This window comes from Leifsonia sp. NPDC058292, from assembly GCF_042880955.1.
Lineage (GTDB): Bacteria > Actinomycetota > Actinomycetes > Actinomycetales > Microbacteriaceae > Leifsonia.
Genome location: NZ_JBHVYL010000008.1, coordinates 23,984 through 45,567 on the forward strand (window position 1 = coordinate 23,984; position 21,584 = coordinate 45,567).

A 21,584-nucleotide genomic window follows, 5' to 3' on the forward strand; every position below is an offset into this window, starting at 1 on the left:
GACCGCCCACGATCATCGAAGGATTCTGGACAATGACTATCGATAATTCCGGCCTCTGGTGGCCCCGATTGCTTCCGCTTCTCGCCGCGACGATCGCGGTCGGAACCGACGCCTGGATCGTCGCGGGGTTTCTGCCGGCGTTGGCCGGCGATATGGCAGTGTCGACGGGAACGGCGGGGCTGTCGGTGACCGTGTTCGCGGTGGCGTACGCCTTGGGCGCGCCGATACTCGCCGCGTCGACCAGCCCGCTCCGCCCCCGTGCGATCATCACGGTCGCCTTGGTGATGCTGGCCCTGGCGAACATCCTCTGCGCCGTAAGCGGGGGCTTCGCCCTGTTTCTCGCGGGCCGGGTGTTCGCCGCGCTCGCTGCCTCGATCGTGACTCCCGCAGCGGGCGTGTTGGCTGCGCGGGTGTCGGGGGAGGAGCGTCGCGGGCGCGCTCTGGCGCTGGTCGTCGCGGGGCTGACGGTCGCCACTGCGGTCGGCGTTCCGCTCGGCAGCGCTCTGGCGAGTGTCGCCAACTGGCGCAGCGCTCTCGTCGGTGTCGCCGCCCTCGCTGTCGTGGCGGCGATCCTGATTCACCTGACCGCGCCGAACCCTGCCCCCGGTCGTCGCCAGCGCCTGGCAGAACGTCTCGCACCGCTGCGGCAGCCGCGCATCGTGGCCATCCTGCTGCTCACCTCCCTGGGGATGGCGTCTGCCTACGTCCCGTACACGTACATCGCCACCCTGCTTCCCCCGGGAGAGAGCGGATGGCTCATCGGCGTCTTGACCGCGTACGGCATCGGCGCGGTTGCGGGGTCGCTCACCAGCGGGAGCCTCACCGACAGGATCGGGGGCAACCGCACCCTGACGATCGCGTATGTGCTGATGGCGGTCGCGTTCCTGGTCTTCGCGAGTAGGCCGCCGGCCATCATCGGGATGGTCGCGGCCGCGGTCTGGGGGGCGGCGAGCTGGATGCAGACCCCACCCCAGCAACACCGGCTGCTCGCCGCCGCGCCGACGAGCGGACTGGTGACCATCGGCACGAACGCATCCGCCCTCTACATCGGCATCGCCGTCGGCAACGCTCTGGGCGGGGCCCTTCTCTGTGCCGGCCCCGCCGTTCTGTGCTGGGTCGGGGCGGCAGGCGCCCTGGCGGCGCTGGTGTGGAACATCGTGCTGTCGCTAACGCCGGCGCAGGAAGAGCGCGATGGCGATCGCGGCGGCGATGCACAAACCGCCGTTCACCCAGATGGCCGCTGACACGCCGGAGAGCACCGACTCGGCGAGCGGTGCGCCGCTGCCGACGACGACCGCCGTGAAGACCGCGCTCATGACGGGCGTTCCCAGGGTGATGCCGACCTGCTGGCTCATGGTCGTGAGCCCGGTGGCCAGCCCTTGCTCGTCACTGCCCAGACCCGACGTGGCGGTCACCATGAAGGCGACGATGACGACCAGGTTGGCGACGCCGCCGACGAACGTGGCGACGAGGAGAAGCCAGATCGACCCCGGCGCTTGCGACAGGAGCACAAGCGGTAGTGTCGCTGCGCCTTGCGCGACGAAACCGACGACGATCGCCGCCTTGTTTCCGATCCGAGCGATGAGCTTGGGGCCGATCAGCCCGCCGATGACGGTGCCGGCGCCCAGCACGGCGAACGACAGACCCGCCGCGAGCGGCGTGTAGCCGAGCACCTTCTGCAGGTACAGGGTCAGCAGGAACACGAGGGACGTCTCGGTCGCGAAGGCGAGAAGCCCGGCAACGTTTCCCCACGAGACGTTCGACCGCGCGAGGATGCTCAGTGGCACGAGCGGGAACGCGGCCCGTCGCTCGATCAGCACGAACGACACGAGCAGTATGCCCGCCGCAGCGAACGACGCCAGCGTGTTCGGATTCGTCCAAGAGCCTTCCGCTGCTGACGTGAGCCCGAACACGAGAGCGAGCAGCCCCAGTGTCACGGTGAATGCGCCGGGGATATCCAACTTCGTTCTCGAGCTCGCCCGGCTCTCCTTCAGCACCAACGGTGCGACGATCAGCACGCCCACCGCGATGGGCACGTTGATGAGAAACGCCCAGCGCCAGGAGAGCAGGTCGGTGAGCAGGCCGCCGAGAATGGCTCCGGTCGTGAAGCCGGCGGCCATGAGAGAGCCGTTCAGCCCCAGAGCCTTATCGCGTGCGCGCCCCTCGGGGAAGGCGCTCAAGAGAAGGGCGAGCGCGGCGGGCACGACGGTGGCTGTCGCGAAGCCTTGCGCGACGCGCGCGATCAAGAGGAGTTCGGGGGTCGTGGCGAGGCCGCCAGCGAGCGAGCCGGCGCCGAGCAGGGCCATGCCGATCACGAACATCCTCCGGCGCCCGGCGAGGTCGGCGACGCGACCCATCAGCAGCGTGAAGCCGGCGGAGCAGAGCGCGAACGCGGTGGCGATCCACTGCAGGTTCTCGATGGCGAACCCGACGTCGGCGCCGATCGTCGGGAGGGCGACGTTGAGGATGGAGAAGTCGACGGCGAGCGTGAAGCTCGCCGTCAGCAGCACGATCAGGGCCATCCGCTGCCGGCGTGACATCGCCGGTGCGTTCCCCCTCGGCTGTGTGTCGGCGACCGCTGCCGCTGCTGCGTTCGTGCTCATGTGGAGCCTCCCTTGTGTGTGTTGACCCCACCAACGATGTCGTCGTGACCGGGCCGCAACCACACCCGCTCGTGCCTACCCATGACAGGGATAGGCAGGTCCGAGCGCTGAAGACCAGAATGGGGGGATGACGAGTCCGAGTGAGCTGGGAGAGTTTCTCCGCATCCGTCGCGCCGCGCTGCAGCCTGGGGATGTCGGAGTGGTGGGGTACGGCGTTCGCCGTGTTCCCGGGCTACGCCGCGAAGAACTCGCGATGCTCGCCGGAGTGAGCGCGACGTACTACACGCGCCTCGAGCAGGGTCTCAGCGTCAACGCATCCGAGGCCGTCATCGACTCCATCGCTCGCGCCCTGAATCTGACCGCGGATGAGCGCGCCCACCTCTTCGATCTGGCCCGGCCGCAGCGCTCGGTGCGGCGCAAGGCTCAGGTGAGGCCCGATCACGCCCGACCGGGAACGCTCCGGCTCATCAACTCGCTCCTCGGCACCCCGGCCGTCATCATCGGGCGGCGCAGCGAAGTGCTCGGCTGGAACACGCTCGGGCACCGGCTCGTCGCGGGCCACCTCGACGTCGACAGCCCGACGCGCCCCCACGACCGGCCGAACACGACCCGCATGATCTTCCTCGACGGTCACACGCGTGAACTGTACGGACGCTGGTCGGAGGAGGCGGAGCGCGCGGTCTCGTCGCTGCGCGTTCTCGCGGCGAAGAATCCCGACGACCCAGAACTGGTGGCGCTCGTCGGCGAGCTGAGTCTCAAAAGCCCGGAGTTCGGCAAGCTCTGGGCACAGCATCCGGTCGCTGCGTGCGTGTCGGGCGTCAAGCAGTTCCGTCACCCCGAGGTCGGCGACTTCGAGTTGGCCTTCGAGGTTCTCACGCCGCCCGATGAGTCGATGCACCGCCTGCTGATGTTCACGCCGGAGCCCGGTTCGCCCGCGGAGGAGGCGATACAGCTCTTGGGTCGCGAGGTTGATGTCGCCGACGTCGACTCGACTGCCGCGCGCCTGGGGTGACGCTCAGCGGCGGCCGGGGTCGAGGTTGACGCCGATTCCGTACTTCAGTTCGGGCTCGGGAGAGCCGATGAGGAGTTCGGGATTCAGCCAGACCAGCTGGGTCTCGGTCAGGCCGAAGCGGCGCGAGACCGCGAAGATGGTGTCGTTCGGGTTGGGGATGTAGTACGCGAGCGTGCCGCCGTCGCTGATCGCCCTCCCCTTCGCGTTCGGCACCGCACCGCCGTCCGCCGGCTTGAGGCCGGGGAACGCGGAAGGGAGCGTCCACGTGATCGCCGCGGCAGCCATCACCCGCGCATCCCCGCCGGGAGTCTCCTCGATCGAGTGCAGAAACGACGGGTCGCCGAACGACGGCAGATCGACCATCAGCGGCAAGACGAGCTCGCCATCCGGCTCGGTGCGGTCGGCGGCCGAGATCAGGGAGAAGCGGCTCTCGTCCTGAATGTTCTCCGGGCGGCCGTCGTGCCGCTTGCCGGTCATCATCAAGTCGATCCCGGCCAAGTCGGCAGCGGCGGGACTCTCGGGGCGGATGCGCACCTCGATGCGCCCGTTCGAAGCGACCACGATGCGCACGGCCCCGGTCAGCGGATGCTCGGTGGCGGGATCCCCGATCGGTTCATGGTCGACGACGCTCAGCTCGCCCGTGCCGATCGTCTGGCCGGCGACCAGCAGGGTCGGGAGTTGCTGCTCGATCGGCGCCGGGTCGGCCGCCGCCGCTGCCGCCGGTGACGCGGTCGGGTGCGGCGGCGGGGCGAGCAGTGCGCATCCGGTCATCGCTCCGACCACGCTCGCTGCGACCAGGGCCGCGGCGACGCGGCCAACCCCCCGATGAGTCATGGCTCGTACCTTACCAAGGCGGCCCCACCCGCCTGCTTCCTACGCTGGCCGTTACGGCGTCGCGGTGCGTCGCGTCACCACAGATCGCCGTCGAACCAGCCGCCGAAGCCGGCGCCGTTGTCGAAGCCGGCCCACAGGGCGGAGGTGATGGCTACGTCTGCCACGGTGTCGAGGATGCTGTAGCCGATCAAGGTCTGTGTGAGCGGGTCCCCTGGTTCTCCGAGGATGCGACGGAGGGTGCCGGGGCGCCGCTTCTCGGAGCGAGCAGCCGCCCGCGCGAGGCTTCGCGGGGTGGCGTCGACGGGCGGCTCATCGTCGGTACCGGCGTCGGCCGCGAACCGTTCGAAAAGGAGGTCGAGCTGGGCCGGTGTGAGCCGCTCGAAAGCCTCGACATGCACGGCCTCGATCGCGGAGGGCGACGACGATCGAAGCAGCCGCTCATACCGGCGGACGGCGTCGAGGTCTGCGTGCGTCGTGCCGGCCGGCACGAGGTCGGTGGGCAGATCGAGCTTTCGGCCCAGGATGCGATTGAGAAGGTTCACGATGCGCCGCTCTCTACTTGGCGTTCAACGGTTGGCGGAAGGACTTGCGGAAGGAGGCGGGGCCGACCAGGGGCAGGAGCGCTGCGAGCAGACGCTGGCCGAGTGTGCTCGGGGTGCGGGTGAGTTCGATGTCGACGCGGGTGCCTTCGGGCTCGGGCGTGAGCTGGAAGGTCCAGCCACCGCCGGGGCCGAAGACTTTGGACTCGTGCGTGGTGACGGTCACGCGACCCGCGTCGTCGTTCCAGTCGTAGCGAGCGCGTTCCCACGCTGACGCGGTGCCCTCGGTGACCTCCGCCCAGGATGCGCCGCGCTCATGGACGACGAAGTGCTCGGCGTCGATGCTCGGCCAGGCCGCGGGGCGGGCGGGGCTGAAATCGGTGAGGGTTCTCATCACCTCCGCCGGAGTGGAAGCGGAGTGGATGCTGAGCTTGACGGTGGTCATTCGGAGTCCTCATTTCGTTGGGTAACTGTTCTGAATGGTTATACCGTGGCAGATCGTTCATAACTTGTCAAACAGGTTATTTTGACGCGTAGGTCACGACTAATTGAGCTTGCGGCCCGCGAGTGTCACCACTTAGCATGGTTACATGCACGCTTTTCCCTGTGGCACATCCGCTCTCGACTTCGTCGGGACCCGTCGCGCGCGCCGCAACGCAGCGCCCACAGAGAAGCTCGCATCCCCAGAAGCACTCGACGCCTGGTTCATCGAGGCCGGCATGATGGAGCAGTCGCCCGAGGCCACTCCAGGAGAACTGCAGGTGGCGGTGGAGGTGCGGGAGTCGATCTATCAGCTGGTGTTCGCGCGCATGCACGAGGAGCCGCTGCCGGAAGATGCCGTCCGCGTCGTCAACGCTCACGCGGACGGTCGTCCGATCACCCTGCAGTTGAGCGCGTCAGGAACCGTCACTCGCGCCGCACGCGTCTCCGAAGGTCTGGCGCAGCTTGCTCGCCAGACCGTCGAGATCGTCGGCGGGCCCGAAGGGGGCGTTCTTCGCGAGTGCGCCCGACCCGAGTGCACGCAGGTCTACCTCGACCACTCGCGCGGACACCGCCGCGAATGGTGCTCGATGAAGACCTGCGGCAACCGCATGAAGGCGACGGCGTTCCGGGCCAGGCAGAAGCAGTCCTGACGCGGAACGCCGTCGACTCACGGCGTCGGCACTTCGAGCAGTCGGCCGTCGGCCGTGAGCTCGAGCGTCAGGGTCAGTCCTAGACGGGCCAGGAACCGGTCGTCGTGGCTCACCACGAGCAGCGCTCCCTTGAAGTCGGCCAGCGCGTCGACAAGCTGGGTCACGGAGGCGACGTCGAGGTTGTTGGTGGGCTCGTCGAGCACGAGGAGTTGCGCCGGCGGTTCGGCCAGCAGCTGACGGGCGAGGAGCACCCGGAAGCGTTCGCCTCCGCTCAGCGTCGCGACCGGACGCTCGACGTCGTCGCCTTTGATGAGCAGGCGGCCGAGCCGGTTGCGGATCAAGGAGTCGGGCACATCCGTGGCCACGGCGCGCACGTTCTCCAACGCACCTACGCTCTCGTCCACGCCGTCGAGGCGCTGGGTGAGGTAGCCGACCCGGTCGGTGTGGAGCACACCGCCGGCGTGCTCCGGCCCCCGGTCGCGGCGCTGCAGCAGTGCTTCGAGCAAGGTCGTCTTGCCGACCCCGTTGGCGCCGACGACCGCCACCCGCTCCGGGCCCTGGAGAAGGTAGGTGCGGTTGGTCCCGCGAAGGTCTGCGATGCGCCGGCTCGCCGGGACATCCGGGTCGGGCAGCTGCAGACTGATCCGCTGATCGGGGCGGACGCGGGCAGCGGCCTGCTCGCGCGCGGATTTTGCGGCATCCAACCGGTCGTCAAGACCCGAGCGCAGCTTGCCCGCGGATGTTTCAGCGCGCGATGCGAGGCCGTTCATCAGGATCTTCGAGCCCTTCTTGTTCTCGTTCGCGGTCTTCGCATTCTTGGCCCGTTTGGCGAGTCGGCTCTCCGCTTCCGCCCGCTGTCGCTGCTCGACCTTGACGGCGTGCTGCGCGGCCGAGGCGGCCTGTGCGGCATCGGCCTGCTGCTTGTCGAGCGCGGCTTTCCACTCGCTGTAAGGCCCGCCGAACGTGCTGAGCCTGCCCCCGTAGAGCTCGGCCGTCTGGTCCATCCGTTCGAGGAGAGCGAGGTCGTGACTGACGACCACGAGCGTCCCGGGCCAGTCGTCCAGCATCCGGGCCAACGAGTCCTTCGTCGGTCGATCCAGGTTGTTCGTCGGTTCGTCCAGGAGTGTGATCGGAAGGCGGCGCACTCGGAGCCCGGAGATCGCGATGAGCATCACCTCGCCGCCGGAGAGCGTCTGCACCGGGCGGTCGAGGTCGGCTGCGGAGAAGCCGATCGATCGCAACTGCTCGTCGGCTCGCGACTCGATGTCCCAGTCGTCGCCGATGGTGTCGAAGTGCTCCTCCGACACGTCTCCCGCTTCGACGGCCCGGATCGCGTCGATCACCCGTTCCACGCCGAGGAGGGCGGCCACGGTCGTGGAGTCGTGCCAGGTGAGGGATTGGCGGAGGTAGCCGACGTCTCCCGAGGTGGAGATGGATCCCGAGGAGGGAACCAACTCACCCGCGATGAGACGGAGCAGCGTGGATTTTCCGGCGCCATTGCTGCCGACCAGGCCGGTGCGGCCTGTTGTGAACGACCCCGAGAGGTCTGAGAGAGCCGTGCGGCCGTTCGGCCAGACGAAAGATACGTTGGAGAGAACGATGCTGGATGTGCCAGTAGACATGTGAAAACCTCGACGAGAGAGAACGGACAGACAGGGCTAGGTCCGGTCGCGCGGTGGCAGCTCAAGGAGGCCACCGATGACCGGTGGCTAGACTCTGTCGATCTCGTCGGTCAGCACCGCAACACCATACCAAAGTCGGCCAGGCGGCTCCCCTCTTAATCAGCCCTAATCGGCGATGGTGGCCGCGGCCGTCGCGACGGCGGTCTCGCTGTTGGCGCGCGGCTTGCGGGCGGCGATGAGCATGAAGACTCCCACGACGATGGAGAGGGCGTAGAAGCCGGCGGCCACGCGGAAGACGTTCTGGAATCCGACGACCTGTGCCGCGACGCCGGCGTGGTCGCCGGTGGCGGCGATGAAGATCCCGGCGAGGATCGCCAGCCCGACGGAGCCGCCGAGCTGATGTGCCGTGTTCACCAGACCAGAGCCCGCGCCGGCTTGCTCATCCGGAACCTCGGCCATCCCGAGCTGGGTGAGCAGGATGATTGCTATCCCCTGTCCGATGCCGAGCACGAGCAACGGGAGCAGAATCCACGGGAAGAAGGCTGTAGAGGCTCCAACGGTCGAGAGCCACGCCATGCCGACGAGGGCGACGACCAGGGAGGCGACCAGCAGGCGCTCCTGTCCGAACCGGCGCACCAGCGGCCTGACCACGTACACCGTGGCGAAGAACATGCCGGTGAGGGGGATGAAGCTGAGCCCGGCGAGCAGGGCGCTGAACTGCAGCACATTCTGCAGGTACTGGCTGAGGAAGTAGAACGTCGAGAACATCGCGCCGACGATGAGGATGCGGGCGAGGTAGGCGCCGGACCGTGTCGTGCTAGAGAACAGCTTCAGCGGCACGATGGGCTCGCTGCTGCGGCGTTCGAGGAGCACGAACACGACGACTAGCAGTGCGGCCAGGGCCAGGGATGCGAGAACGACCGGGTCGGTCCAGCCGCGGGTGCTGGATTCGATGAGTCCCCAGACCAGTGCGGTCATCCCGATCGTGATGGTGAGTGCGCCGAGCAGGTCGAATCCGCCCCGGCGTCGTGCGGTCTCGGTGAGGAATCGCGGCGAGAGCAGCACGACGATGATCCCGATCGGGACGTTGATGAGAAGGCCCCAGCGCCACGAGAGCAGGTCGGTGAACACGCCGCCGACGATGATTCCGACGCTCGCGCCTGCGCCGATCACGGCGCTGTAGATCGCGATGGCGCGGCTGCGCTCTTCGGGCTCCGGATACGCGCCGACGAGCAGCGCCAGCGTCGACGGGATCGCAAATGCCGAGGCTGCCCCTTGCAGAATGCGCGCGGCCAGCAGTGTCGGCACGTTGAACGACAGCCCGGCGAGCAGGGATGCGGCGGCGAAGACGGCCACGGCGATCACGAACACGCGCCTGCGGCCGGCGAGGTCGCCGATCCGGGCGCCCAGCAACAGCAGGCCGCCGAAGGCGAGGACGTAGGTGTTCTGCACCCAGGACAGGGACTCGGGTGAGAAGCCCAGATCTGAGACGAGGTGGGGGAGCGCGGTCGTGACGATCGACGTGTCGAGCACCATCATCAGCTGGGCGCCCATGATCAACGCGAGCACGACTGTTCGGCGCCATTTCGGTGTGGATGTCGCGGATGACATCGTGTTCTCCTTAGGATTAGTGGAGGGGTCCCCCCAGTTGTACCACATAAACGGGGGGGCCACCCCATTTAATTCCCATGGAGGCACAATGTCCGACCGACCGCTCCGCGCCGACGCCCGCCGCAACCACGAACGCATCGTCGAAGCGGCGACCCGCGTGTTCGCCGAGGCCGGCGCTGCGGCCTCCATCGAGGAGGTCGCCCGCCGCGCAGGTGTCGGCAGTGCCACGCTGTACCGGCGCTTCCCGACCCGCGGCGCCCTGTTCGAAGCCGTCTACTCCGAGCAGGTCGACCAGTTGCTGGCGCCGCATCCCGAAGACCCTGACACCCCGGCGGAAGCGCTTGAGGCGTGGCTGGCCCGGTTCGTCGACTTCATCATCGGCAAGCGGGCCTTCGCCGAAGAGATGGCCCACGACACCGAGCTCGTCTACGAAGCGCGGCGCCGGATCTACGGAAAGGCGGATCCCCTGCTCGCCGCGGCCCAGGAGACGGGGGCCATCCGCACCGACGTCAGCGCCGACGACATCCTCAGGATGCTGAGCGGCATCGGCCTCGCCGACTACCCGCAAGACGGCCAACTGGAACGCGTCGTGAGCATCTGCCTCGAAGGGCTGCGCGTGCATTGATGAGCGCCCCTGTCGAGTCTTGAGGATCTCCTGACCAGCAAGGCGAATATCGAGCCCAACGTTTTGCGATTAGCTCTCGCGGGGGAGTCATGGTCGGACCCAATCACGATCGCGAAGCTGGAACATTGAAGCAAATACCCAACTCGGAATGAGCCGCTCTGGTCCAGGCCACACACGGGAGCGACTCGCGCGACTTTACCTACTTGAGGCAAGTAGCGCGAACTCCCGTAGCGCGGCTGTGGCGCTCGCGACCGGGGCATGTCATTGAGATGTCCGTGGGGCGAAGACGACCCTCGGACTGGGCCGAGCCGACACGCGCGTCGTGCCGTAGTGTGCTTGTCAAGCGCGAAGGAGCGAGATGCCAGCAAGTGACGAACAGCAGGATGAGCGGCTGTTTGAGGAGGAAGTGCTCCGGGTCGCCCGCGCGTTGTTTGCAAAGGACCGGCCGTATCAAGGCTCGGGATATCTCGATGCAACCGAGCGTGACGGCATCTTCATTGGCGACGACCTGATCGTAGTGGTGGAGGCAACCGTTTCGAGAAGGCTCGACAAGGCGCACAAGGACGGCGACAAACTCAAACAGGCATGTGACCGACTCGCGAAGGAACATCGGTTCAAGGGCGTCAAAGGATACTTCGTCACCCGAGACGAACCTACGGCCGACCAGCGGCAGTACATCGACAGACTTGACGCACCGATCATCGCATGCAGTCTCACGCAGCTTCGATCGAAGCTGATCGATTCGAATGAGTACCTCACCCTTCGTGCGCTGTACGCCTTCGGAAGCGCGCGGAACCCGTTGAGCGGCAGCATGACCGATCTCGACGAGTACGTGCCCTTTGGCCTAACCGCGATGGCTCCGGGTGAGAGTGATCGAAGCTATTCGACGAAGGACATTGCAGAGCGAACGCATTCCGGGAAGCTGACGGTCATTCTTGGTGATTTCGGCGCCGGCAAGAGTATGACCCTGCGAGAAGTGCATCGTCGGCTGGCGGCCGCGAGCATGCAAAAGACAACTCTGAAGTTTCCACTCACTCTTAACCTGCGCGACCACCAAGGCCAGACAGAGCCCGATGAGGCTATACGGCGTCACGCTACGCGACTTGGTTTCAGCAGTGGAACGCAGTTGGTCCGAGCGTGGCGGGCGGGTGAAGTTTCACTTCTGCTTGATGGGTTCGATGAGATAGCTACGACGGGCTGGTTGGGCCAAGCAACGGAACTTCGCGACATTCGGCGGCGCTCCGTAGAACTTGTGCGCAAGTTCGTTGAGCAGTCGCCGATAGGGTGCGGGATCTTGATAACCGGTCGTCGGCATTTTTTCGATAGCACCGTCGAGATGCGTTCAGGACTCGGACTCGGGAGTCGAAGCCCCCTCGAACTTTCGACCGATCAGTTTTCCGACCAGCAGGTGTCGACGTACCTTGAGCAACACGGCTGGAGCGGTTCCTTGCCGAAATGGCTTCCGTCGCGCCCGCTGCTGCTCGGTTACCTTGCGACTTCCGGTGTCATCAAACCCTTGGCAGAGGCAAGCTCCGAAATCGGCCCAGCCGAGGGATGGGATCTACTCCTCGAGCGGCTTTGCGATCGTGAAGCCACAATGGAGTTCGGCGTCGACGGCGCGACCGTGCGGCGCATTTTGGAGCGGCTTGCGACGGTCGCGCGTGGGCGCAATGACGGCACCGGTCCGATATATAAGGAAGATCTTGCTCTTGCCTTTGCGCAAGTCTGCGGCTACTCGCCTGACGAGGGCTCGTACCAGCTCCTTCAGCGCCTGCCTGGGTTGGGCGTTCTTGACGAAACTGACGGTTCGAGGCATCTAATCGATCCTGCGCTCGCAAACGCAGCTGGTGCTGGCGACGTTGTGAACTATGTGATCGGTCGTGGCGCCGATCAAGCGCTCGAAGAACTGCAGCCGACGATAGTCCCGCTGAGCTCGCTCGGCATTGCTGTATGCGAGGTTCGCGCACGGAGCGCAGGGGTTACCGGATCGCAAACGGTCGCAATGGCGAGCAGGCTGCAATCCCGAGCACACAGCGAGGCCCTGGTGCTCGACTTAGCGCGCCTCGCGCTTGAGCTTGGCGAAACTGGGACTTGGCCCTCGCTTGTCTTCAGCGAGTTGTACCTCGAGGAAGTAGTTTTCGCCGATGTTGATGAAGACTTAGGCCCTTTAACATTCGTGAACTGCGTAGTGGCAACGCTTGACGTCACCGAGTACGACGGCGATCGGTCGCTGCCGACATTCACGAAATGTGATTTTGGAGTGGTTCGAGGCGCGGGAAGTTATGAATCGCTCCCGCAGGGGCATTTTTCAAGTTGCACTTTTGATCAGTTCGACCCATCGTCCAAGACAACGCGTGGAATTCTCGCCACGCCCGGACTCTCGGCTCGACAGCGTGTGTTGCTCAGCGTCCTGAAAAAGGTGTACATGCAGTCCGGTTCGGGACGTAAGGACAGTGCACTTACGAGGGGCCTGGATGGAAGGCTGCGTGCGCTAGTTCCGCAAGTTGTTGACCTGCTGATAGGCGCCGATCTGATCGTGAAGGGTCGCGCCGGCGGCAACGCGGTTTACTACCCAGTTCGAGGTGCGACGGGTCGAGTCAGGAAGATGCTCGAAGGAAGCGTTTCCAGTACTGACGCGGTGCTTGCAAGCGCACGCTGAAGGAAACTGTCGTTCGCTGTCGCCGGGACGGCTATTGGAAGCGAAGCTGCGGGGAACGGGACCGCATGAGTGGAGAGTTCGAACGCCCACGCATCGATTAGCTAGACGGCGCGACGGCCCAGATTCGGCAAGAGTAGCCTGAGTTGTTCAGGCGCACTCTTCTACTGGCATCAACCAAATGAGACAAGTCCAGGGTTACTCGAACAACCACACGAGTCCTGCATTGGCCGTCTTCTCGGACCCGCCTGTGGCGCATCGGACTAGATGCGACCATCCTCAGGACTAGAGTTGAACACAGCCGCGACGGCTTTTAGGTCAGGATGCGACGGCTTATCGTGACGGAGTGTGTGACCCTGGATGGAGTGGTCCGGGCACCGAACTAACCTGACGAAGACATCAGCGGAAAGTTCAAATTCGGCGTGTGGCGCTAAGTCGTGCTCGACCAGACGACGGCTTTCGCAAACATCAATGGAACTGCCCAGTAGGGAGCAAACAATGACTTCGCTTGCGTCTGCCCCATTTCACGAAGGTTGCGCCGTCTGCGGCACGCATTTCCCTATCGACATACCGGACGAGTTGGTGGAAGCCGCCAAGAATCGGGATCTTGTCGTCTTTGCTGGGGCTGGCATCAGTACCGAGAGGCCTCAGCTCTTTCCGGAAACCTTTTACGAGGAGGTGGAAGCTCGGTTGCGAGACGAGCCGAGCGGCAAGTCATTCCCCGAAGTGATGCAGGAGTTCGAGGACGCCTTTGGGCGGCGGGAGCTAATCCGGGCGATGCTTGACAGGATCGACTACGTGTCAACGTTTCAATCCCTGCAAAGCAACACGACAGCGTTCCACAGCGAAATAGCGAGCATCTCGCAGCTCAACGCGATCCTTACGACCAATTGGGACGACTTCTTCGAGCGATTTTCCGGAGCTCGGCCTTTCGTCCTTGATGAGGACTTCGCCTTCTTTGACCTGCCTGGGCGTCGAGTCTTGAAGCTGCACGGCTCTATGTCGAACTTGTCAAGCATCGTCGCTACCACCTCCGACTACACGAGCAGAGAGGAAGACCTCGCGAGATCGGTCATGGGGGCTAAGCTGCGTGATTTTCTGGCGACCAAGGTCATTCTGTTCGTTGGTTACTCGCTCACGGATTCCGATTTCGAGAGCATATATCGTTCGGTGATCGAACGAATGGGACGCTTCCGACGTCACGCATTCATCGTCACGCCTGTGGATACGGGTAGCGCGGTCGACTTCGGCCTCACACATCTGAAGACTGATGGCGGTCATTTTGCGCACCTGCTAAAGCGCAGGCTGGAAGATTCTGGCCACCACATCCCGGACGAGCGCCTGGATCGTGCCGAATGGATTCATCGCGCTGTTCTAGCGGCGCACGTTGCCTCAGAAAAGCTTCTCGAGAACCCCAATGTATTCGGAGGATTTACGCAGGCCTATCAGGACGGGATTCTCGCCGCTCTCGGTCGTGTGAGGCTGATGCGCCACAAGGGTGAGTACTCAGACCCACAGCAAGTTCGGCAAACCGTGAGCGAATACGCCCACTCCTTCGCCGAAACTGTAGCCGACCGCAGGTATTTCGACGCCTGCTACGTCGAGGGGTACATGCTCGGCACGAGGTCGCTGCTGCTTAGTGACGACGAATTGAGGAACCTACCGATCATAGAAACGTTCGGAAGCCCTATATTTCGATCCAAACGTCCTGACCCGCATGGAGAGGTCGAAGTGCCGTGGTGGGTGAGCCGACCCGAGTGGACTCTTGCAGAATTCATACAAGAGAGCAATCGGCGCGGAGGCGATGTCGGGGACTGGCTGGCCCGTGCCGCGGCTGCGACGCGATCGAGAGGAGGCCGATCGCCAGGCCTCGCCGTTGAGCACAAGCAGATACTCGCGGGGCTCCGTCCTGGGCAGGTCCCTCAGCACTCGGAGTTTCTCTAATCCGGCCTTGGATCTCGATTCAGTGGACTAGTGTCTGCGGTCGAGTTCGAGGGCACCGGCAGCTCTACGGCCCCGCAACCGGCTCCGGCTCCTAAGGGAAGATGCTGTTCAAATCCTCTTTCACGTGCTGCTCTGGTCCAGAGTTGCCTAAGACAAGTCCTGTGTAGCGTGAGAATTCTGTAGAAACAAGCCCGAGTTGGCGAAGGAAAGCCACGTGGCGAATCTTTAATCGCAGACCAAACCTCAGCAGTATGGTCGGCTGAACTGACGACGGGCCTGCAACAAGTCTCTGCTCGACTCTCGCAAGCCGAGCTACTGGTATTCCACGAGCAACCCTTGCTTCCGCGCGCCCTTCGGAGAGCTTCAGCTGGCTGAGGCGAAGGCGACCCTGTCAGCTTTCGGGCAATCGGGGCACCCTCCCGTGCGTCGGCGATTGATAGGGCGTTCCCATCGAGTGTGCCCTCGAAGACACGTCCAGAACCGAGGGCGATTGCCGGGTAGGACAAGTTCGGGAGATAGGCCGAGATTCGCAGCTATGTCCCAATCGTCGACGACAGGTCCGTACCGGGATCGCAGGTCGTTGACGTGTGCCAGGCACCGTTTGTTCAGGCATACTGAGCACTCAGAGTTGCGACGCATGTCGCGTATCGACTTCCAATACGGGTGCCCCTTGTCGCACCTCCACCCGTGAATGGCATCGCCGGCAGCCAGGGCGGAATCAGCTTGCAGTCCCAGGTTGAGCGCCGGATCCCATAGGTCACGCCATTCTGGGTACGCGTGAGCGATGTCGGTAACGCCTTGAATCAGGACGGTTCTCGCGCATGCGCGGCATCGTCGAACGTTGCCCACAGCCTCATTGTGCGAAGCAAGGTATTCGTGCCCCTCTTCGCACCGCCACCGAGCACGCCACGTGAGGCCAGGGCCCACGAGGTACGAGGGGAATCCGTTCGCCTCGTCGTCCCAAAAGGGTGAGAGACAAGGGTTACTGACGTCGATGTCGTTAAGGCCAGGCATCGTCTCCCGTCCCGCGCAGTACGGGCAGCTCCGAATGCAGACCAGTCTTGCCACTTCTTCGTAAAAGTACTGATGGCAATCCGTGCAGTGCCACCAAAACCACTGCTTGGAATGAGGCGGGAGGACGTCCGGGGTGACTGGCGCGTACGTGTCTGCCCACCACATTTTTGCGACCTCGGGGAACGAGTGCGCCACGTTGTAGGTATCGGTGACTCCTCCTCCGCTGCGGTGGCATTCGGGACAGAGGTGGCGTTCCAGCTGGGCTCTAACGGTCGCGCGATACGAGTGACCCTCTTCACATCGCCACCAGAAGTAAGAACCGTTGGTGAAGGGTAGATTCCCGGGGGGTGGGCCACCGTTCTTGATAACGTCCCACCGAGCGGCGTCTCGAGGTGCAAGTTCGTAGATGCTATTGACGCCGCGCCTGCGAATAAACCCCATACACACGGGGCACCCTTCGTCTTCGCGATACCGGGTGCTGGCGATCGAATCTGCTGACCGTGCCGTGGCATGACCTTGTGAGCAAATGAATCTGAGGTTGTCTCTGCGCCCCTGGTGGCCTTTACGCACGACTGCATGACGCACTCGATATGCGACGTCCTCGTCAGCAATAGAGGATCGGACTAGCGTCAAGTATCGGCTCGGCGGCTCAAGGGGATAGTGGATGGCGCCGGTTAGGCGCAGGTGGTTACTGCCGCCGACTAGCGCGAGGACATCGTCATTTCGGTTGGTGAGCCATTCGTACTGTGCCACGTAGTTGGAATAGTTCATTTGCCAGACGGCATCGAGTACTGGTTGGCGCACATCGTCAGGTAGTTGTGCCAGCCGCTCCTCGCATTGCTCGTAAATTTGGCGAAGGGTGAGGCGGGTATCCGCAAGGTGTCCACGAGTATGCAAGTACACGGTAAGGAGAGATACAGTCAGGACGAAGGTGTCCTGGGAATCGACCTCTCGGCCGAGCTGGTTCAGGATGAGTTCCGCTACCTCCCATGCCGCCCCGAAGAACTTCCAGGAGATTCCGGGGTGACGTCGAAGCAGGCGTTGAAGGCGAGAGTGGGCCTGTCGGGTGGTCCCTCTTACAGTTGCTCCCGCGTTCCCGGGATGCAGCCACATCTTGTGACGACTGCAGATCAGCGGGAACCAGTGGCCAGTGGTTGACGCGTATTCACCCGGGACACATCGAGGGCATGAGGCTTGCCGCTCGAACGCGTGGGCAAGTTCCGTTTTTTCCGAGGGCGTACACAGGCGCGCAGAGGATGACTTGAAGGCGGATTGGGCTCGTGTCCACCGGCCGGCCGTCAGAAGATCGAGGGCGCGGTGGAACGCATCTTCACTAGTTAGCTGCTCGGATGAGCTGGCCCGAACCATCTGCGCGATCCTCGCCACGAAGCCATGGGGGACGAAGTTGGCAGCTTCTAGCCGATGAGCGTAACTGACCGCTGTCTCGAGGTGCGTTATTCGAGGTATCCAGGGAAGGCTGCGAACGCCAAACTCGTCGACGCTCATGGCCGGCCCTGATTAGGCGACTTTGCGTCCAGGAAAGTCTGGTCGAGGACCTCCTGAGTGATGACTTCGCTCTGCGGCGACGTCGATGAGTGGATCACTTGCGCCGCGGCCCGACGGAGTAGTTCATTGACTGCGGAGATGCGCCCGTTGGTGCGCTTGAAGATGGCGCGGCTGAGCTCCAGCAGCGTGCCCGGCTCCTGGCCGAAGAGACCGAGCCTGCGCTCAAATGAGGAGAGGGCTTGGTGCCATTCGGTCACGCCGGAAGCGTCGGCGTTGTAGTCGGTGAGCTCGATCAGTTGAGATCTCGCGAGGACCGGGAATCCCAGGTCTCCGAGCATGACAGCGGATTGGCCGGCGTCGGAGCCCGCGAGGATGAAGGTGCAGCCGTATGTTTGCTCGATGAGGTCCTTGAGAACTCGGGATGATTCAATGCCCACGAAGGAGCGCGTCGTGAGGTTCTGGATCTCGTCCACAACCACCAGTCGGGTGCCGTGGGTGACCATGTTGTTGACGACCCTGGCTTGCAATGATTCGAGCGTGTAGCTGCCCTCAGGGAGCCCTATGAATCTGCTAGCGCGTTCGATTACCGCCTTGGGCGTGATATGTGCTGGCAGGCAGATGTATACGATCGGTAGCGCATCAGCCAGGTCGACGCCGTCTCGCTGTCGGCGGTAGGCGGTGTAGAAGAAACGCATCGCCTCCAGGCACAGGGTGGTCTTGCCCCTGGTGGGAAGTCCATTGATGACGAAGCCGGATCGGCCGCGTGCGCGTTCCTCATTCAGTACGGACGTGAGCAGCAACTCTCGGTGCAGCTTGACCATGCTCGGCGTGGTTATGGTGAGGTCGCGCCCGAGGCGCACGATCCGCTGATGGTTGAACTCCGCCTTGGCCTTGTCATCCCAGTCTTCGAACTCGTCGATCGGCGGAAGTTTGAACTCAGGGGTTGGCGCCAGGTGCGAGTAAAGCCCAGCTCGCAGTTCGAGAAGCGTCTGGTCGGCGGCTACCACAGGTCCGGTTCCACATCGTCAAGCTCAGGCTGAACCACCTTGGGAGTGAAGAAAGGCTCCTCGGTCGGCGCCTTACCAATTGCATGCGGGTCGGGTTGGATCGGAGGTGGCGAGTAGCCAGGGTCTAGTTTGATAGCAGCGTGCGTACGCGCTTCATGCCGTTCCCGAGCCCGCACCTGGGATTTCGCGGCCATTGCTAGCTCATGGGCAAGCTCGTGCTGGTCGGCTCGAGATAGTTCTCTGGCCTCGGCCGCGATGCGTCTCGCTTCCGCATCGATCTCCTCGGCGAATGGCCGAAAGAACCGATCGCGGTCCTTCAGAGGCGCAACGATGGGGTTCCCGCCGGGTGGAATCACCCAGACTTGGCCAAGGTCTGTGGGGTGATAGTGGATTGGCCAGCTTGAGGTCCCCGTGATTGGAGACAATCTCAGGCGGAACGGGTCGAGTTCAGGGGAGTCGTATACCCGGTAGTTGATCTGAATACCGCTAAGAGCAATGACCCTCTGGGTCACGCTGGCAATTCGCGGCAGGTAGTCGGCCGGTACTGGCAGGGGCCTTTCCGGGTAGAACTCGCGGAGCGCGGTCAGCATCGTGTTCGGTGAGTGTGGCGTTGAAGGCCGCCACGGTGACCGAAGCCCGGAATGGCGCGTGTTCTGGTAGACGTGCGCGCACCAAACATGGAAAAGTTCGGCGAGCTCGAATACGGTCAGTAGTTGGCCGTCCGGCGTCCGGTCCCCTCGGTTCGTGACGTCCGAGCCCAGGTACCCGGGCATGTACTGGGCAAACTCCATCTCTATAGTTTCGAAGACACGCTCGACGAGCGATTTGTCGGTTGGCGTGCGAGGTCGCGCTTCGGTGTGGTTGATGCCGCACAACTTCATCGCACTGGACACGCTTTGCGACAGGTAGTCGGCACCATTGTCGGATTCGATCGTGCGGGGACGGATAAATGGCAGCCGAGTCTCGGGTAGCTCTTCTCCGAAGTGTCGGCGCCAGGCGCCCGCAACCAGTCGTTCAGCCAAAGCCTTGTCTAAGGGAAGGACACGGCGCGGCATGCAAGACTCGACGATCATCAGGGCGATGTCGATGCCCTGCATGCTCCTGAGCCGGACGGTTGTTCCTACGATGCAGCGGGTGCTCTTATCGATCATGAGAGCCAATTGGGCGGTTGTCCGGCGGTTCTTGAGCCCGTCCAGCACCTCGACGTCGAACCGGCTCGTGTCAATTTGTACTTCCGAGCCGGGCACGTCAGGAACCGCACTTGCTCTGTTGGCTGAGGTAGGACGATTCGAGTCGCTGTGGCGACGCTTTGCTGTGCCGAAGGGATCGGCAGGCCCACCGATCAACTCGAGGTAATGCCGGAGGGTGGGGTCCGATGGGAGCCGCTCATTCTCGCCGCCGAGACGGTTCAGTTCTTGCCGGATCTCCTCCCGAAAGTACGCGAGAGTATGGGTCGATTGGGTCGTCAGCGTGTGTTTGGTCGACTCGATGGCTTCTCTCAAAAGAGGGGACACGTTGCGCAGCGGATCTTTGAGGGGGAGCCGCCGACGGTCGTAGAGCCAGGATTCTCCGAGGTCGCGGTAGCCGTACAGGTGGCGCTGGAGGGTGCGCAGGCTCATTGGGAACCCCAGCTGTTCCAGTTCCTCCCTCTTGCTGGCCTGACGCTTCATCATCGGCACGTCAGGTTGGTATTGGGCACGTGGCGCGCCCCCGGGTTCTAAGGGTGCGCCGGACAAGACTTCCTCGAGGTGGACCGCGAGATTCCAAGGCTCGGTGGTCAGCGACCTCGCAAAACCCGAGACCCGGTTAATGCTTTCGATAGCGGGCTGTGCTTCGGCACGCTCGGCCAGAATTTCTTCGCCAAGGACGTCGTACTCCGTGTCGTTTTGGAGGTCGTGGATTCGGATGACACCATCCGTTTCTGAGAGCGGAACGACTTCGTGGCCTCGGAAGTGAATGGACACACCCAGGGTGATGTACCCGTTCATGCCCCCTTCACCCACCAAACCCTTGTGTGCGGGCCAATCGGTGCTCCGAACGTGTAACCAACTTTTCGCTGCCACATGAGGGCGTACATATCGGGGTAGCTCACTTGGTGCCCGAAAGCGTCGAAGAACGTTTCCCAGGTCATGAACGGGTTGCGGCTTAGGGCCCCTCGAACGACTTCATGAACTTCGAGGGACGGCCGGAAGTCAGGAGCTCTGAAGTTGGCCAGAAGTTTGACGTTTTGCGCAGGGACGCTCTTGTCCTCGCCAGTCATGACTTGGTAGGTCCAGCCAATCCGGGAGCAGATCTCTGCGGTTCGTCGGAATTGTTCGACCGCGTCATTGCGTAGCTCTTCTGGGCGCACGTCATAAACGATTCGTTCCCCGTCCGTCGAGAGACCGAAGAAATCCGGGACGTGTCGAAGCCCGTCTGGATGCACGAGACAGAACGATTGTGTGGACAGAGCGCTCAGGCTCGCAATATGGTCGAGCAGCCGCAGCGCGTTCTCCTCGGCTTTCGATTCGAACCAGAGCCATTGGCCCGTCTGGGCAAAAAGGTAGTGCCCAAAATAGCTTGACTGCCCCTGAAATTTGGCGCCCCGGCGACAGGGCACAGCTTGCTCTAACGGTGCCCTGAGGGCATCCGATGAAGCGCGCACTTCGTGCCGGTCCCCCGCAGTGTCTAGCCAGTGGATGGATGGCTCGTCGAGCGGCAGGACGTGACGGAACGCGTCAAAGTGACGCAATCTCCCATACGACATTCTCTTTCGACCTCCCTGCGGCGCTTGGCCGCGACGTGGATTGTCGATCGAGGGCCGTAAGGCGCGCAAAAAGAGTGAAGGAGAGCCAGGAAAGAGGGCGGCCGATTTTCCCGGTGGCCGGCTCAACCTGCCTGCCGCCGAGCAAATCCGTTCTCGCTCCGAAAAGCGCGCCCATGATGGGCAGCATACTGGCCACATCGGCGAAGGGCTATGGTCGGCGCGCTGTCACATGGATTGCGATTAAAAGCTCGGCGATCGGTGCTGATCGGGGCACGACCGCTGAGACGCTGCCCGGGCGAACCTGCGGCGATCCGCGGCGCCGCACTCTGGGCATCACGATGTAGGGCCGCGGAAGTCGGCTTGAGTCGGTGGTCCTGAGGACCTCAGCCTCGGAGATAAGGCTCACCTCCGGCCTGCACCCAGAGGATTCGAACTCGGGAACGTCGTCGAAGGGGCCAAGCACAAGCAGGGCCGGGTCGCGCGCTAGTACGACCTGTAAGCCAGTGCGATACCGAAGGTCGGCGTCTATGATCGCAACGCCGATCGAGCGTCTCCGTTCGGCCTGATCCGGGCTGCCGTCTGATTGATGATTTGAGGCGGGGTTGGCCTGCGACTGCTTCATTGCCGCCAAGCCCACGCAGATCTGCCCGCTGCCGCGATGACGGCGGTTGCTTCCCCATCTCGTAACAACTCCCACCTTGCACGTATGTCGGCTCCGGACAAGCGGCCAAG

The 21,584-nt window shown here is 63.6% G+C and carries 16 protein-coding genes; 6 read left to right on the forward strand and 10 right to left on the reverse strand.

Going from position 1 to position 21,584, the window contains the following annotated elements:
* The first annotated feature begins 32 nt into the window (after positions 1-32).
* Positions 33-1,244 carry an MFS transporter gene (locus ACFVWR_RS06870; protein WP_387209401.1) on the forward strand — a complete coding sequence of 404 codons (1,212 nt, stop codon included), beginning with the start codon at positions 33-35 and terminating at the stop codon, positions 1,242-1,244.
* Here the strand turns inward: ACFVWR_RS06870 and ACFVWR_RS06875 are convergent.
* Positions 1,167-2,540: an MFS transporter gene (locus ACFVWR_RS06875; RefSeq protein WP_387209559.1), complete on the reverse strand. Its 1,374-nt coding sequence runs from the start codon at positions 2,538-2,540 to the stop codon at positions 1,167-1,169. The genes ACFVWR_RS06870 and ACFVWR_RS06875 overlap by 78 nt on opposite strands.
* 190 nt (positions 2,541-2,730) lie before the next feature.
* On the opposite strand from ACFVWR_RS06875, the gene ACFVWR_RS06880 reads away from it, so the two are divergent.
* The gene (locus ACFVWR_RS06880; protein ID WP_387209403.1) at positions 2,731-3,615 is read left to right on the forward strand and encodes a helix-turn-helix transcriptional regulator; all 885 of its coding nucleotides are present in this window, start codon (positions 2,731-2,733) and stop codon (positions 3,613-3,615) included.
* A gap of 3 nt (positions 3,616-3,618) precedes the next feature.
* Here the strand turns inward: ACFVWR_RS06880 and ACFVWR_RS06885 are convergent, their stop codons facing one another.
* The 3 genes from ACFVWR_RS06885 to ACFVWR_RS06895 form a co-directional block, all read right to left on the reverse strand.
* Positions 3,619-4,449 carry a hypothetical protein gene (locus tag ACFVWR_RS06885; RefSeq protein ID WP_387209405.1) on the reverse strand — a complete coding sequence of 277 codons (831 nt, stop codon included), beginning with the start codon at positions 4,447-4,449 and terminating at the stop codon, positions 3,619-3,621.
* Between the two features lie 74 nt (positions 4,450-4,523).
* A complete protein-coding gene (locus ACFVWR_RS06890) occupies positions 4,524-4,991 on the reverse strand; it encodes a hypothetical protein (RefSeq protein ID WP_387209407.1) in 468 nt (155 codons plus the stop codon).
* A 13-nt stretch (positions 4,992-5,004) separates the two neighbouring features.
* Positions 5,005-5,433, reverse strand: coding sequence for a hypothetical protein (locus ACFVWR_RS06895; protein ID WP_387209409.1), 429 nt, complete (start codon positions 5,431-5,433; stop codon positions 5,005-5,007).
* 145 nt (positions 5,434-5,578) lie between these two features.
* Here ACFVWR_RS06895 and ACFVWR_RS06900 point away from each other — a divergent pair, with 145 nt between their 5' ends.
* On the forward strand, positions 5,579-6,121 hold the full coding sequence (locus ACFVWR_RS06900) for a CGNR zinc finger domain-containing protein (protein WP_387209411.1): 543 nt from the start codon (positions 5,579-5,581) through the stop codon (positions 6,119-6,121).
* Positions 6,122-6,138: 17 nt separating this feature from the next.
* Here the strand turns inward: ACFVWR_RS06900 and ACFVWR_RS06905 are convergent, their stop codons facing one another.
* Entirely contained in the window at positions 6,139-7,743 is a 1,605-nt protein-coding gene (locus tag ACFVWR_RS06905; protein WP_387209413.1) for an ABC-F family ATP-binding cassette domain-containing protein, read from the reverse strand.
* A 165-nt stretch (positions 7,744-7,908) separates the two neighbouring features.
* Positions 7,909-9,354, reverse strand: coding sequence for an MFS transporter (locus tag ACFVWR_RS06910; RefSeq protein WP_387209415.1), 1,446 nt, complete (start codon positions 9,352-9,354; stop codon positions 7,909-7,911).
* Positions 9,355-9,442: 88 nt separating this feature from the next.
* On the opposite strand from ACFVWR_RS06910, the gene ACFVWR_RS06915 reads away from it, so the two are divergent.
* From ACFVWR_RS06915 to ACFVWR_RS06925, 3 genes are all read left to right on the forward strand, one after another.
* Entirely contained in the window at positions 9,443-9,979 is a 537-nt protein-coding gene (locus ACFVWR_RS06915) for a TetR/AcrR family transcriptional regulator (protein WP_387209417.1), read from the forward strand.
* 358 nt (positions 9,980-10,337) lie between these two features.
* Positions 10,338-12,638, forward strand: a complete 2,301-nt coding sequence (locus ACFVWR_RS06920) for an NACHT domain-containing protein (protein WP_387209419.1) — start codon at positions 10,338-10,340, stop codon at positions 12,636-12,638.
* A 495-nt stretch (positions 12,639-13,133) separates the two neighbouring features.
* Positions 13,134-14,579, forward strand: a complete 1,446-nt coding sequence (locus ACFVWR_RS06925; protein ID WP_387209421.1) for an SIR2 family protein — start codon at positions 13,134-13,136, stop codon at positions 14,577-14,579.
* A gap of 363 nt (positions 14,580-14,942) precedes the next feature.
* Here the strand turns inward: ACFVWR_RS06925 and ACFVWR_RS06930 are convergent, their stop codons facing one another.
* From ACFVWR_RS06930 to ACFVWR_RS06945, 4 genes are read right to left on the reverse strand one after another with little or no spacing between them, the layout of a single operon-like run.
* On the reverse strand, positions 14,943-17,099 hold the full coding sequence (locus tag ACFVWR_RS06930; protein WP_387209423.1) for a zinc-ribbon domain-containing protein: 2,157 nt from the start codon (positions 17,097-17,099) through the stop codon (positions 14,943-14,945).
* Positions 17,096-18,106: an ATP-binding protein gene (locus tag ACFVWR_RS06935; protein WP_387209425.1), complete on the reverse strand. Its 1,011-nt coding sequence runs from the start codon at positions 18,104-18,106 to the stop codon at positions 17,096-17,098. The genes ACFVWR_RS06930 and ACFVWR_RS06935 overlap by 4 nt, the downstream gene beginning before the upstream one ends.
* Positions 18,100-20,094, reverse strand: a complete 1,995-nt coding sequence (locus tag ACFVWR_RS06940) for a hypothetical protein (protein ID WP_387209427.1) — start codon at positions 20,092-20,094, stop codon at positions 18,100-18,102. The genes ACFVWR_RS06935 and ACFVWR_RS06940 overlap by 7 nt, the downstream gene beginning before the upstream one ends.
* Positions 20,091-20,837 (reverse strand): TnsA-like heteromeric transposase endonuclease subunit, encoded by a 747-nt coding sequence (locus tag ACFVWR_RS06945; protein WP_387209429.1) that lies wholly within the window; start codon positions 20,835-20,837, stop codon positions 20,091-20,093. The genes ACFVWR_RS06940 and ACFVWR_RS06945 overlap by 4 nt, the downstream gene beginning before the upstream one ends.
* Positions 20,838-21,584: the final 747 nt, after the last annotated feature.